Origin of the sequence: Acetobacterium sp. (assembly GCF_036508315.1) — a bacterium.
Taxonomy (GTDB): domain Bacteria; phylum Bacillota; class Clostridia; order Eubacteriales; family Eubacteriaceae; genus Acetobacterium.
Genome location: NZ_DATCHP010000057.1, coordinates 24,530 through 38,150, shown reverse-complemented (window position 1 = coordinate 38,150; position 13,621 = coordinate 24,530). Strand labels below are relative to the sequence as shown.

Genomic DNA, 13,621 nt, shown 5'->3' with positions numbered 1-13,621 from the left:
TGCTTCTTAATATCTTTTTAACGCTTCCATTAACGCTCTTGCCTTGTCGAAGGTTTCTTTGTATTCTGATTCATTATCCGAATCCCAAACAATTCCGCCGCCTACCTGGAAGTACGCATTTTTATTTTTGCAGAGAATTGTTCTGATCACAATATTTAAGTCTAAATCACCATTGAATCCAATGTATCCGATTGACCCGGTATAAATGTTTCTCTGGGTAGGTTCTAATTCATCGATAATTTCCATGGCTCTGATTTTAGGGGCTCCGGTGATGGATCCTCCTGGAAATGCTGCTTTAACACAGTCAATGGCATCGACATCATCCCTTAATTCTCCGGTGACGGTTGCCACCAAATGAAAAACAGTTTCATATTCTTCCAGCTTATACAATTCGGGAACTTTAACACTTCCGGATTTGGATATTTTACCGATATCATTTCTTTCTAAATCCACAATCATCAGTAATTCGGCTTTGTCCTTATCACTATTGATTAAAGTATTCTTGTTTTCTTCATCTTCTTCAGGTGTTTTCCCTCTTGGCATGGTTCCTTTTATGGGTCGTGTTTCAATCTTTCTATCTTTTATCTGGATGAATCGCTCAGGAGAACTGCACACAATCTGGCCTTCACCAAAGTCTAAATAACTGGCAAAAGGAGCCGGATTAATTTTTCTTAATTCGCCATATAATTCCAGGGGCGTCAATTGCAATTCACATTTAAATCGCTGGGTCATGTTTGTCTGGTAAATATCCCCAGCGCGAATATAATCATGGATTGCATCAAGGGCATGCAGATACGCCTTTTTTGTGAAATTACTTTTGAACTCCAGCTTTTCATTGATCTTAAAATCGTCTCTCATGACAACTTTAACATCTTGCTCAATTTTCTGTCTTATTCGATTAATAATGTCTTCGGGCTTTTCTTCTACTCCCAGCGCTGCGATATAAGTTTTTTTCCGTTTGTGATCAATAATAATAATGCCATCATAAAATCCCATATGACAATCTGGAATTTGAATATCATCCTGAGCACTTCTTGGCAGGTCTTCCAGATGATGGCATAAATCATAGCCGAAATAACCGACAGCCCCTCCTAAAAAAGGAAACTCTGATGCAACATCCATTTTGTATTTTTCAAGGAGCTTTTGTAATTCGTCAAAGGGATCGCCCCGATAAACATTTTCTTCGGCTTTCGTTTTAATTGTTATTGCGTCATTTTTACTGGCAAAAACTAAAAAGGGATCAAACCCGATAAAAGAGTATTGTCCCAGTGTATCGTGATCTCTGCCGCTGTCCAGAAAAAAGCTGTACGGCTCTTCTTTAAACAAAACAAATAATTCAAAACTCGTTAAGGTCGTCTTTATTTCTTCTATAATCATATTTCACCATTTTCTTTTGTTGATTTGAAAAAGTTGTCCAGACATTCCATTCCCATTTCTGTAAGAATTGCTTCGGGATGAAATTGAACGCCCTCAATCATATATTTTTTATGTTTCAGTCCCATTATCTCTTTTTCACTGGTTTGGGCAGTAATTTCAAAGCAGTCAGGAACGGATGATCGATCGATCACCAGAGAATGATACCGGGTAACCCTCAGTGGATTATTCAATCCTTTAAATACGCCTTCATTTTTATGTGTTATCGTATGGACTTTGCCATGAACCGGTTCTATGGCTTCAATGATTTTACAGCCAAAAGCCTGTCCAATGATTTGATGACCCAGGCATATGCCTAAAATCGGAATTTTACCTTTAAAGTAATGGACAACCTCCAGACAGATCCCCGATTCATTTGGCGTACATGGCCCGGGAGATAAAACAATCCAGGAAGGATTCATTAACACTATTTCATCAATGGTGATTTTGTCATTTCTTTTTACAATCACTTCCTCGTGTAGACACTCTAAATATTGGACAAGATTGTATGTGAACGAATCATAATTGTCTATCATTAAAATCAATTTATTACCTCTTATCATTTTTTATTAAGGCTGTATTGTATCACAATCACCCAAAAGAATACAACAGACTATGACTTGAATTTTTGGGATGGGTTTATTTCATACAAACAGATTTTGAGTGATTTATGCGATCGAAATTTCATGGAATGCCGGTAATCTCAGTGAAATATAAATTTGACAACCGTCTTCTCTTTATGCTATTATTTTCACAATTTAATAAAGCATTTTTGGTGTGCCCAAGCATGGGCGCACCAAAAAAGACCTCCTTTTATCGGAAGGTCTCTTTTATTTTACTTATTTTTTTTGGTTTTTGCCTCACGAATCTCACCCATTTTGATTCGTTTTTCGCGGACTGAAGTCAAGCGATCAATCAATTCTGTTTTTTCTTCTCCTTGAATCATTGTTTTCATGCTATCCAGGCTCGCTTCAAACTTTTCAATCTGATGCAGTAAATTTTTACGATTACACATGAAAAGTTCGGTCCACATCGGTGCATTAATCATGGCAATCCGGGTAATGTCCCCAAAACTGCCGCCTTCAAAATCGGTGATGGAAAGATCATCCTCACAGTCTACCAGGGCCGCAGCAATGACATGACAAAGCTGGGATGTAAAAGCGATTTTTTCATCATGAATTTCATAGGTTGTTTCAATAATATGGTTGAACCCCAGGGCCCTGACAATTTTTCGAATAAAATCAATGTTTTCCGGTTGGTTGGATGGCAGGGGCGTAAGAATGTAATTGCGGTTTTTAAAGATGCTGTCATCAGCTTTCCCGTAGCCCTCTTTTTCACTGCCAGCCATGGGATGCCCGGGAATAAAATCAATGTCTTTTCTCAACAGATTACCGAGGTTATTAACAATAACCCCTTTAACTCCGGTAATGTCGGTGATGATGGCTCCGGGCTTAAAGTCTTCCATATACAAAGCCATAAAAGCCAGGGCATCCATTGGACTTAGACAGATGAAAATCAAATCACACCGGGCCAGCATTTTCTGGAGCCCCTGAGAATCAGTAACGCCCTCATTGATGACACCCTGACTTAATGCTTTTTCAACAACCCGGGGATTAATATCATAGGCCAATATTTTCCCGGGTTCCTGTTTCCTGAGTCCCATGGCCAATGCCCCGCCCATAAGACCCAGGCCGATAAAGCCAACGATAGAATCTTCTAATTTTTTCATTACATGACCTTATTTTCAAATTCAGCGTATTTTTTCAGGGTGATCATAATTTTATCGAATTGTGCCGGTGTAATAGATTGTTCCCCATCACAAAGTGCCTCCTCAGGGTTATTGTGTACTTCGATCATAACACCATCCGCACCGACAGCAATAGCGGCTTTTGATAATGCCTCCACCGTCCAGGATAACCCGGTAGCATGACTCGGATCAATAATAATCGGTAAATGACTTTGTCTCTTAAGAACCGGAATGCAGCTGATATCCAGGGTATTCCGGGTTGCTGTTTCAAAAGTCCGGATGCCGCGTTCACATAAAATAACCTTATTGTTACCTTCCTTCATAATATACTCTGCAGACATAAGAAATTCCTTCATGGTCGCCGCCATACCCCGTTTCAGCAGTATCGGTTTGTCGATTTTTCCAAGCTCCCTGAGCAGAATGAAGTTTTGCATATTTCTTGCTCCAACCTGTATAATATCCACATCTTCAAAAGCTTTCAGATGTTCCACAGACATAATTTCGCTGACAATGGGAAGTCCTGTGGCTTTACGCGCAATTTTCAATAGTTCCAGTCCTTCATAACCTAACCCCTGGAAAGCATAGGGTGAGGAACGGGGTTTGAAAGCACCGCCGCGAAGAAAAGTTGCACCGGATTTTTTAATGCTTTCAGCAATGGTCAGTATTTGCTCCTCACTTTCCACTGAACAGGGTCCTGCAAAAACACTGATAGTGCCTTCTCCGACTTTTCGGCCTTTAACATCGATGATGGTGTCTTCCGGATGAAAGAGTCGGTTGGCTTTCTTATAAGGTTCCTGAACCCGTAATACATCCTTGACAATACGGCTGGAACGAATCTTTTCCACATCAACCAGGGTTGTATCCCCTACGATTCCCAATATTGTATGATCAACACCTCTTGAGTAGTGAATCTTGAGACCTTGTGTTTCAATCATTTTTATCAACCTCTGAATTTCTTCTTCTTTTGTATTCGGTTTAACAACAACAATCATTTCTATCCTCCATTATTATGACTCTCTGGTCATTCTTTAATTCACATTTTTTATTTTTATTTTGTGTGCACACAAAATAAAAATAAAAAAAGGAGGCTTCCTTGGAAGCCTCCTAAAAATTTAACTTTCACAAAATACAAAAATGTATCTTCTAAAAAAAATTCATGGGTTTAGACTCTTAAAGGAACTTAATTTATTGCACGTAAAATAGCCAAAGCCGATAAACCAATAGCTTTGGTTGATATAATAATATGCATTTAAGTTACTTCTTAAATCCTTCATGATATTCCTCTCAAAATGCTGCTGTGGGATTTCCCACAACTTTTTAAAATACTAAATCTATATTGTTGTTATTATAGACTTTTTTTTCCTGAATGTCAATTGAAAATTAACCTTTCAGGAAAAATCATGTTAAAGACCAAAATTATTCTAAGTGTTGTTTGCTTTTTCCTCATTGACAACCTTTATTCACTATGGTATCGTACGTATAATTCCCACTGGAATGATATGTGATATAATGGGTTAGTATAAAGAAAATAAGGAGATAAGAAATGAAAGAACCACTTAAATTTGAAACACTCCAACTCCATGGCGGTCAAAAACCGGATCCTGCCACCCACGCGATGGCGGTTCCGATTTATCAAACGACTTCGTATGTTTTTGACAACAGTGAACACGCCCAACGCCTCTTTGGTTTAGAAGAGCCGGGCAATATTTATACCCGTATTATGAACCCGACGACCAATGTTCTTGAAGAACGCATGGCCCTTCTTGAAGGTGGTGTTGGTGCCTTGGCATTTGCTTCTGGTTCTGCTGCCATTACTGCTGCATTTCTTAACATTGCAGGAGCCGGCGATGAACTTGTATCTGCCTCAACCCTTTATGGTGGCACCTTTAATCTTTTGAATACGACCCTTCCTCGACTTGGCATTAAAACAACCTTTGTCAATCCTGATGATCCTGAAAATTTCAGAAGTGCTATCAACAAAAATACCAAAGCACTTTATATCGAATCTCTGGGCAACCCGGCCATTAACATTGTGGATGTGAAAGCTGTTGCCGACATTGCACATGAGCATGGAATTCCGCTTATTGTGGATAACACCTTTGCCACTCCCTACCTTTTCAGACCCCTGGATTATGGCGCAGACATTGTTGTTTACTCTGCCACCAAATTCATTGGCGGTCACGGTACTACCATTGGCGGGATCATTGTCGATGGTGGGAAATTCGACTGGGCGGCCAGTGGAAAATTCCCGGTATTCACTACCCCGGATCCAAGTTATCATGGCATTACCTATGCCACGGATATTGGCGCCGCTGCTTTTATAATTAAAGCCCGGGTTCAGCTCCTGCGGGATACTGGTGCCTGCATCAGCCCGTTTAACGCCTTCCTCCTTTTACAGGGATTGGAAACCCTGTCCCTGCGACTTGATCGTCATCTTGAAAACGCCCAAAAGGTCGTTGTGTTTTTAAGCAATCATCCCCAGGTGACCTGGGTGAATTACCCAACTCTTCCGGATAATCCCTACAAAGCATTATCGGAAAAATATTTTAAAAAGGGTCCCGGATCTATTTTTACCTTCGGCATTAAAGGTGGCCTTGATGCCGCCCGAAAATTCATTGACAGCCTGGAGCTTTTCACCCATTTGGCCAATGTAGCCGATGCTAAATCACTTGTTATTCATCCCGCAACCACGACGCATCAGCAGCTTTCCGGAAAAGAGCTCATTGCCGCAGGCATTACCGAAGATATGATTCGCTTATCCATCGGCCTTGAACATATTGATGATATTCTGGCTGATTTAGATCAGGCTTTGACAAAAGCGGTTTAATTTTTTCTAATCCAACATTTATCATAATATATAATTGCGAAACTGCGATAAGTAACGCTGTCTGTTTCTATAAACAATTTTGTAGCGTTTTAGGCGAACAGTTCGGAGAACTGTACGACGTAAAGCGGAAAAATTGTTTCATAGAAACAGACAGCGTCGCAATTAAGGTTTGTTTTTTAATTTCGCAATTGCCCATGTAAACTAAAACATCGAGGTGAAAACTATGCCCATAAAAATTCCAAATGACTTACCCGCCAGCCAGACTCTGACGAAAGAGAATATTTTTGTCATGGATGCCAGTCGAGCCAGTCATCAGGACATTCGTCCTTTGAAAATCGCTATTTTAAATCTTATGCCGACAAAAATTTCAACCGAAACCCAGTTGCTCAGACTGTTGGGAAATAGCCCCCTGCAAATTGAAGTGACCCTTCTGCAAACAAAAACCCATGAAAGCAAAAATACCTCTGCCGAGCATTTAGGGTCCTTCTATTCCTATTTCGAGGAAATCCGCGATCAACGCTTTGATGGACTGATCATTACCGGAGCGCCCATTGAAACGCTTGATTTTGAAGCAGTGGATTATTGGGAAGAACTGATTGAAATTATGGACTGGAGCAAAACGAATGTTTTCTCTACCATGCACATTTGTTGGGGGGCCCAGGCCGGCCTTTACCATCATTACGGCATCTCCAAATATTTACTTCCAAAGAAGAAATTCGGTGTCTTTGAACATCACCTTGAGCAAGACTTTGTTAAGCTCTTCCGTGGATTTGATGATACCTTTTACGTTCCTCATTCCCGGCATACCGGCATTCATCGTGATGCTATTGACGCCCACCCTGATTTGGAGCTCATGGCATCTTCTGAAGAAGCAGGGGTCTACATCGTCACTGCACGACAAGGACGACAAATCTTTGTTACCGGCCACAGTGAGTATGACCCGGAAACCCTGAAGGGTGAATATGAACGCGACATTGCAATGGGAACATCCATCAATATTCCAGATAACTACTATCCTGATGATGACCCTACCAAACCGCCAATCGTTCGTTGGCGGGGACATGCCAATCTTTTATTTACCAATTGGCTGAACTATTACGTTTACCAGGAAACACCCTATGAGTTATCAGAAGGTGAATTTTAAGAAAAAAGAACTCATAAACTTTAGTGACAAAGTTTATGAGTTCTTTTTTGAGGTGCAAACCTCAGATATTTAATTTAATCTTTGTCATTTGCCCATGCAAGGGTTGCTCTCATTGCACGTTTCCAACCCTTATAGAGATCTTCCCGCTGGGATTCTTCCATCTGAGGTTTAAAAATCCGATCAACTGTTCTCTTTTGAACTATTTCTTCCTGGCTTTTCCAGAATCCAACTGCCAAACCAGCCAGGTATGCGGCTCCTGCGGCGGTTGTTTCGGCATTGTCCGGTCTTTCAACATCTACATTGACTATATCAGCGGTGAATTGCATTAATAAGTTGTTATTAGATGCTCCCCCATCCACTTTTAACATAGATAATCTTTCGCCTAAGTCTTCGGCAAACGCGTCAAACATATCTCTTGTCTGATAGCTTAAGGATTCCAGAGTTGCTCTGATAATATTATTCTTTGTTGTTCCTCTTTCAATCCCAAACATGGTTGCTCTAGCATAAGAATTCCAGTATGGAGCGCCTAAACCTGTAAATGCCGGAATAATATATACTCCGCAATTACATTTTCTTACTTTTAGTGCAAAATATTCAGAATCCGGTGATTCATCAAGCATATCCATTTCCTCACGTAACCATTCAATGGCTGAACCTGCTGAGAAAACAATGGCTTCCAGGAGGTATTCCACTTTTCCATTAATTCCCCAACCGATTGTTGTGATCAATCCATTGTCTGATAAGAATGGTTTTTCGCCAATATTCACAGTCATCACGCCGGCAGTACCATAAGTGAATTTTGCTGTCCCTTTTTTGAAACAGCATTGACCAAATGTTGCAGCCTGCTGGTCGCCTGCATCCCCTGTGATCGGTATTTCACGTTTAAATATTTTAGATGTTACCCCAAAGAGGCCACAGCTTTCCTGAACTTTCGGCAGCATACTCATGGGCACACCAAGGACTTTTAATAATTCTTCGTCCCATTTAAGTTCATGTATATTAAACATTAACGTTCTTGAAGCATTACTGTAATCCGTTGCGTGAGTCTTCCCGCCTGTTAGATTCCACATAATCCAGGTATCAACAGTTCCGAAAATCAGGTCTCCATTTTCTGCCCTTTCATGTGCGCCTTCAACATTATCGAGTATCCATCTTACTTTTGTTCCGGAAAAAGATGAATCAATCAATAATCCTGTTTTATTTCTGACCATTGTTTCATTGCCAGGATCTTCTGCCTTTAACTGATCGCAATATTCTGCCGTTCTTCTATCTTGCCATACAATTGCGTTATAAACGGGTTCCCCGGTATTTTTATCCCATACAATCGTTGTTTCTCGTTGGTTTGTAATGCCGATTGCAATAATTTCCACTTCTTTAATATTCGATTTTTTCATTGCTTTCTCAATTACTTCAATTGTAACTGACCACATTTCCTTTGGATCCTGCTCGACCCATCCTGAATCTGGATAGAATTGATTAAATTCTTTGGTAAATACACTCACAATATCCCCGTCATGATTGAAGAAAACCGCTCGAATACTGGTCGTTCCCTGTTCAATACATAAAATATATTTCTTCATCCTTTTTCACCACCTTTAATTCAAGAAATTTATTTAACAATAAACTCGGTAACCGTTTCAGGATCAGTTCTGTCATTATTATTCGTCTTAAGATCCTTAATGTTGTTATAATAACCATTTTAACACGAACTAATTATTTCATCAATAGGAATGTTTTTCCCAGATACTCTGGAGAATTCAGACCTTCAGACGATCATAGCCGTCAAATGCCGTTTTACGTGTTAAGAGAATGGAGAGATGAATACTGAAATAACGTGAAATTAAAATGGCAGCCATAATGACGATTTGATATACAATCGCAGTCATGGGCATTGAACCACCCAGAATCTGACCGGTCATCATTCCCGGAAGAGACACTAAACCAATGGTTTCGGTCGAAGCAATCATAGGGTTCAGACAGGCAATAACGGCTTCTTTATACCAGGGCAAGGTGGCTTCCCATTGATTGGCCGAAAGTCCCAGTCGATAAAAATATTGACGTTCATTTTTTCTCAAACCATTGTAAAAGGAATTCACCCCGATAATATTCCCACTGAGACTATTTCCCAAAAGCATTCCCATTAATGGAATATAATACTGAGCATCAAAAATATTATCGAGACCAATGACATACTGGTTGATGAAAAGAATCATGACAATATTTGGAATTCCAAAACCTAACAAAATAGGTAAAAATTGATTTTTAATGGTTAGTCCACATGTTTTTACCGTGGAAAGTGCAGCAGCTACAATCATGAAGAGGATGTAGGCTGTATTAATCCAGGGGTTATTAAACAGAAAAATATACTGCAGAAAAAAACCGACCAGTATCAGTTGGACGGTCATTCTAAGCAAAGCATAAATGAGCCGCTTATTCAGAGTGATTTTCATTTTATAGTTGATAATCACAATCGGTATCATAAAAGCAATTAAATAAAACGGGGTATAAAAAGGTATCTGTTCAACGCCCATTACCAAACCACCTCCCGGAGTCCGACATTTCGATAAATGTCATCGTGGGACACAATGAGTATGGTCTTTTCGTAGGTTAGAATCAAATCAACGATCTTCTGCTTAAGCTCTTCATCAAGACCGGTTGTGATTTCATCAAGAATCCAAATCTCACGGTCTAAAAGAATTCCCATAATCAGAGCCAATCGTTGGCGTTCTCCACCGGAAAGGCAGTCCACGGTTTTTTCAAGAGTGTCGGAAGCCAGTGAAAATTCACTGAGCCATTTAACTAAAACATCTTTATGAAAGTTCAAATGCCGATTCGCCTGGTAGCTAAAAACCTCTTCAAAAACATGGTTGACAATTCCTCCGGGAATGTCTGCGTCCTGGCTGACATAGGTGATATTCTTCCGAATGGTATTCATGGTTTCCCCAGACAATCTTATTCCTTTAACGATAATCTCCCCGGCATCAGGAACAATAAAACCTGTTAGCATTTTCACAAGAGTCGTCTTTCCCTTTCCTGATGGGGCTAAAAAAAGAACCTTTTCGTTTTCTTCAATGGATAGATTGAATTTTGAAAACAGGGTTTGCTCATTAAATTTTAAGTCGATGTTCTTGTATTCAATCAGAGCCATATCTTTGCCTTTCATTTCATTGTAGGATTCAAGAACATATTTTGATTCACACCCATTATTTCATACAATGACAAATAATGGTTTTTACAATAAATTTATCGCCATGAAATTTCCGCTTTTTTTCGTGGCGCTGTTCTTTGATATTTAACATCCGGATAGCCCATGACTAAACAGGCTATGACTTCTTTGGTATCATCAATTCCTAAAAATGCTTTGATCTTTGGATTTCTGATTGCCGCTCTCACAAAAAAGCCACTGTAAAACATACCTAACCCTTCAGCATTTGTCATAAGTTCCATGAATGAAGCCGCTAATCCTCCATCAATGGGTGAGTCCGAGACCACTAAAACAACTGCCTGAGCCTTGAAGAAAAGGCCTGTGGGTAATTCGGGATTATCCAAATAATCCTGATACATTTTCAGCCAGCGTTTAGCATAAAACTTGAATATTAAGTTCTTATTGGCTTTGTCTTCTAAAATACTTTTCCCCAGCCGATCTAAACTTTCCAATGCGAGACCGGTGAGCTTAGGGATATCATTTTGAACCACGATATAGGACACCGGTTGACGATTGCCTCCCGTGGGTGTAAATCGTCCTGCTTCAATAATATGTTTAATCTTTTCCTTTTCAATGGGTTTATCATTGAATCGGCGAACAGCACGTCTGAATTTAATGAAATTCAGTAGCGTTTCTGGTGGGATATCGAAAGTTTTGGCATCATACTCCTTCACTTCTGCCATATCATAATCTGTCATACTGGCTGCATTAACCGGACAAATAGCAATGCAATGTCCACATTTAATACAGGTGGTATTCGTTGCCTGGGCCTTTTCATCTTTCATGACAAGGTCTTTTGGAAAACAGTCTTTTACACATTCTTCGCAACCAATACATTTTTCCTGGTCAATATTAATCATTTTTTTCACTCTCCCTTTTCATTTTTCAATCAATTAAATGATCATCCGATAATTAAGAAATACCCCAGAACAATGATTCCCAACACAATTCTGTACCAACCGAATATTTTAAAGTCATGTTTTTTAATATAAGTCATTAGGAATTTAATGGCAAAAACCGAGGTTACAAAAGCTGTGATCATCCCAGTAAGCAAAATAAAGACTTCCCAGCCGGTGAACACCATTCCAAATTTTACAAGCTTTAATATGCTGGCTCCAAACATAATGGGAATAGCCAGGAAAAATGTGAACTCAGCCGCAATCGTACGTGACGTCCCGACTATAATGGCACCAATAATAGTTGCCCCGGAACGGGATGTTCCTGGAATCAGAGATAACACTTGAAATACCCCAATAAATAATGCTGTTTTATAGGTGATCTCCGATAGGCTTCTTATTTCCGGCATTTTGTTCTTTTTCCAATTTTCAATGACAATAAATAACACACCATAGATAATCAGCATAATGGCTACGGTTTGATAATTATAGAAAATAGCCGTAATCGTATTGTCAAATATTAAGCCAATTACCGCCGCCGGCAAACATGCTACAAGAATTTTTCCCCATAAAACAAAGGTTTTTTTCCTGATCATTATTTTTTTTTCTTTGTAGGAAAAGGGTAATAATTTTCGCCAATAAAGCAGGACGACTGCCATAATAGCCCCTAATTGAATGACCACAAGAAACATTTTTATGAACTCACTGGACATATTAAGTTGTAAAAACTGGTCCACTAAAATCATATGTCCGGTGCTGCTAATGGGTAACCACTCGGTTAGCCCTTCTACAACGCCAAGAATGACGGCTTTTAAAAATTCAATAAATCCCATAATTTCTCTCCTCTTTTGTCTCCCTTTTTAAGAAGATCCTTTTGTCAATAGGTATTAATACCCAATGTCCCTCATTATAATTGAAAATTCTTACATCCAACTGTAATTAATCTTACTTTTTTATGTCAAAAATTACAACCGGTATTATTCTAATCTGATCAATTATCTCTTTAATTTTAGTTTTGGGCATATTTTGTCTAAAACTTATAAAAAAATCAAAAAAAAAGAGGAGCCTATCCTCTTTCGAAAAATTCTACTATCCCTGTCTCAATATCATATTTTCCGGAAATAATTTTTAATTTACTTTCATCCACAAGGTTTTTTATCATATCACTTTCCATTATTCTGGAAACGCTGTTTTCAATGTTTAGCTTTTCGCATTTTTCAACATCCTCTTCACCAGTAATGACAGGAATTATCTCATCCAATATCTTTTGAACATAGCCTTTTCCATGGCTGCCCATTGCGGCTTGCACCGCGCCGCAATGGTTGTGACCAAGAACGAGGACGATTTTGGCGCCTAAATATTTCACCCCATACTCAATGCTTCCTAATTCAAAATCACCGATAACATGGCCAGCTGTCCGAATCACAAACAGCTCTCCAATCCCTGCTGAAAAAATATACTCTGCCGGTACTCTGGAGTCTGAACAGGTTACAATCACTGCATAAGGATTTTGTCCTTCTTCTGCCACTAAGGGTTGAATAGCCTGCGAAATACTGCCATTTTCTTGAGCAGTAACATAGGTTTTGTTTCCCTGGATCAAAGCCTGTATTTCCTCTTCTATTGTATCCATAACTCTTTCTATTTTTATTTCTCCTATTCTATTGTTAATCGATAGGTATATCCCTGTAATTCTTCCACTTCATTATCCTTTGAAATAATCGGTTTTTTCCCCTGGTGTTCCGTTGCCACATATAAATGGCAGGTGGCAATGCCAATATCAATCTGGTTCATTTTACCGTAAATGATCATTTTAACTGGGTTAACCTTCTTTTGATAGATATGGATTTTCCCATCATTTGCAGCAAAGAACCAATTCTGGCTATTGGTTGCTGATGGAGCAAGGCGTGCACATTCCAGCCGGTCATCCTGACCGCTGGAAATCAAAGCTAAGGATTTTCTCTTAAATTCAGAAATCTCTCGGAAGGGACTGTCAACGGCTTTGCCAAAACAGAGAACAATAACAAACTCCAGATTTTTAGTTGATTTTTCCATTGGTCTTGCCATTCCCAGCCAGCATGAACCGAACCCTTTGCTTGCTAAAAATAAATTCATTTGCTGAAACATAAATCCCACATTCATGAGATATCCGTCCTTATTTTCGCTTGAAATCATGAAGTAATGGGGGGCATTCACCGGCATAATATTTTTAACATGGCTAACAATCTCATACTCTATCCTGATATTCTCATAAAGAGGTGTCATATTATAGGCAAAATTTTCAATTTCTCTCATTGCCTCTTCTGATAATGGGGTCATATCATATTTACGTATTGATTTTCTTTTAAAAATACTGTCATATAAATTCATCTTGTTGCTCCTTTCCTTTTGA

General features: G+C 39.2%; 13 protein-coding genes. 2 read left to right on the top strand and 11 right to left on the bottom strand.

Annotation, left to right across the window (positions count from 1 at the left end; genetic code table 11):
• Positions 1-6 precede the first annotated feature (6 nt).
• From pabB to aroF, 4 genes are all read right to left on the bottom strand, one after another.
• Entirely contained in the window at positions 7-1,377 is a 1,371-nt protein-coding gene (gene pabB / locus VIK44_RS07320; protein WP_331553197.1) for an aminodeoxychorismate synthase component I, read from the bottom strand.
• Entirely contained in the window at positions 1,374-1,958 is a 585-nt protein-coding gene (locus tag VIK44_RS07315; RefSeq protein ID WP_331553196.1) for an aminodeoxychorismate/anthranilate synthase component II, read from the bottom strand. The genes pabB and VIK44_RS07315 overlap by 4 nt, the downstream gene beginning before the upstream one ends.
• A 290-nt stretch (positions 1,959-2,248) precedes the next feature.
• The gene (locus VIK44_RS07310; RefSeq protein WP_331553195.1) at positions 2,249-3,142 is read right to left on the bottom strand and encodes a prephenate dehydrogenase; all 894 of its coding nucleotides are present in this window, start codon (positions 3,140-3,142) and stop codon (positions 2,249-2,251) included.
• Positions 3,142-4,152, bottom strand: a complete 1,011-nt coding sequence (gene aroF, locus VIK44_RS07305) for a 3-deoxy-7-phosphoheptulonate synthase (protein ID WP_331553194.1) — start codon at positions 4,150-4,152, stop codon at positions 3,142-3,144. Before aroF ends, VIK44_RS07310 begins: the two co-directional genes overlap by 1 nt.
• A gap of 551 nt (positions 4,153-4,703) precedes the next feature.
• On the opposite strand from aroF, the gene VIK44_RS07300 reads away from it, so the two are divergent.
• Both VIK44_RS07300 and metA read left to right on the top strand, forming a co-directional pair.
• Positions 4,704-5,987, top strand: coding sequence for an O-acetylhomoserine aminocarboxypropyltransferase/cysteine synthase family protein (locus VIK44_RS07300; RefSeq protein ID WP_331553193.1), 1,284 nt, complete (start codon positions 4,704-4,706; stop codon positions 5,985-5,987).
• 223 nt (positions 5,988-6,210) lie between these two features.
• A complete protein-coding gene (gene metA / locus VIK44_RS07295) occupies positions 6,211-7,131 on the top strand; it encodes a homoserine O-acetyltransferase MetA (RefSeq protein WP_331553192.1) in 921 nt (306 codons plus the stop codon).
• Positions 7,132-7,205: 74 nt separating this feature from the next.
• Here metA and glpK read toward each other — a convergent pair whose 3' ends face one another.
• From glpK to VIK44_RS07260, 7 genes are all read right to left on the bottom strand, one after another.
• Positions 7,206-8,711: a glycerol kinase GlpK gene (glpK, locus tag VIK44_RS07290; RefSeq protein WP_331553191.1), complete on the bottom strand. Its 1,506-nt coding sequence runs from the start codon at positions 8,709-8,711 to the stop codon at positions 7,206-7,208.
• Between the two features lie 177 nt (positions 8,712-8,888).
• Complete coding sequence (locus VIK44_RS07285) at positions 8,889-9,662, bottom strand: ABC transporter permease (RefSeq protein ID WP_331553190.1); 774 nt, start codon at positions 9,660-9,662, stop codon at positions 8,889-8,891.
• On the bottom strand, positions 9,662-10,279 hold the full coding sequence (locus tag VIK44_RS07280) for an ABC transporter ATP-binding protein (protein ID WP_331553189.1): 618 nt from the start codon (positions 10,277-10,279) through the stop codon (positions 9,662-9,664). Before VIK44_RS07280 ends, VIK44_RS07285 begins: the two co-directional genes overlap by 1 nt.
• Positions 10,280-10,374: 95 nt before the next feature.
• Positions 10,375-11,196 (bottom strand): nitroreductase family protein, encoded by an 822-nt coding sequence (locus VIK44_RS07275; RefSeq protein WP_331553188.1) that lies wholly within the window; start codon positions 11,194-11,196, stop codon positions 10,375-10,377.
• A gap of 41 nt (positions 11,197-11,237) precedes the next feature.
• Positions 11,238-12,065 carry an undecaprenyl-diphosphate phosphatase gene (locus VIK44_RS07270; RefSeq protein ID WP_331553186.1) on the bottom strand — a complete coding sequence of 276 codons (828 nt, stop codon included), beginning with the start codon at positions 12,063-12,065 and terminating at the stop codon, positions 11,238-11,240.
• Positions 12,066-12,298: 233 nt separating this feature from the next.
• A complete protein-coding gene (locus VIK44_RS07265) occupies positions 12,299-12,862 on the bottom strand; it encodes a carbonic anhydrase (RefSeq protein ID WP_331553185.1) in 564 nt (187 codons plus the stop codon).
• Positions 12,863-12,885: 23 nt separating this feature from the next.
• Positions 12,886-13,599 (bottom strand): nitroreductase family protein, encoded by a 714-nt coding sequence (locus tag VIK44_RS07260; RefSeq protein WP_331553183.1) that lies wholly within the window; start codon positions 13,597-13,599, stop codon positions 12,886-12,888.
• Positions 13,600-13,621: the final 22 nt, after the last annotated feature.

Bases quoted from the DNA above. Each gene is read 5' to 3' on its own strand.
- VIK44_RS07260 (WP_331553183.1), bottom strand. From the start codon at position 13,599: ATGAATTTATATGACAGTATTTTTAAAAGAAAATCAATACGTAAATAT.
- VIK44_RS07275 (WP_331553188.1), bottom strand. From the start codon at position 11,196: ATGATTAATATTGACCAGGAAAAATGTATTGGTTGCGAAGAATGTGTA.
- VIK44_RS07280 (WP_331553189.1), bottom strand. From the start codon at position 10,279: ATGGCTCTGATTGAATACAAGAACATCGACTTAAAATTTAATGAGCAA.
- VIK44_RS07270 (WP_331553186.1), bottom strand. From the start codon at position 12,065: ATGGGATTTATTGAATTTTTAAAAGCCGTCATTCTTGGCGTTGTAGAA.
- pabB (WP_331553197.1), bottom strand. From the start codon at position 1,377: ATGATTATAGAAGAAATAAAGACGACCTTAACGAGTTTTGAATTATTT.
- glpK (WP_331553191.1), bottom strand. From the start codon at position 8,711: ATGAAGAAATATATTTTATGTATTGAACAGGGAACGACCAGTATTCGA.
- metA (WP_331553192.1), top strand. From the start codon at position 6,211: ATGCCCATAAAAATTCCAAATGACTTACCCGCCAGCCAGACTCTGACG.
- VIK44_RS07265 (WP_331553185.1), bottom strand. From the start codon at position 12,862: ATGGATACAATAGAAGAGGAAATACAGGCTTTGATCCAGGGAAACAAA.
- aroF (WP_331553194.1), bottom strand. From the start codon at position 4,152: ATGATTGTTGTTGTTAAACCGAATACAAAAGAAGAAGAAATTCAGAGG.
- VIK44_RS07300 (WP_331553193.1), top strand. From the start codon at position 4,704: ATGAAAGAACCACTTAAATTTGAAACACTCCAACTCCATGGCGGTCAA.
- VIK44_RS07310 (WP_331553195.1), bottom strand. From the start codon at position 3,142: ATGAAAAAATTAGAAGATTCTATCGTTGGCTTTATCGGCCTGGGTCTT.
- VIK44_RS07285 (WP_331553190.1), bottom strand. From the start codon at position 9,662: ATGGGCGTTGAACAGATACCTTTTTATACCCCGTTTTATTTAATTGCT.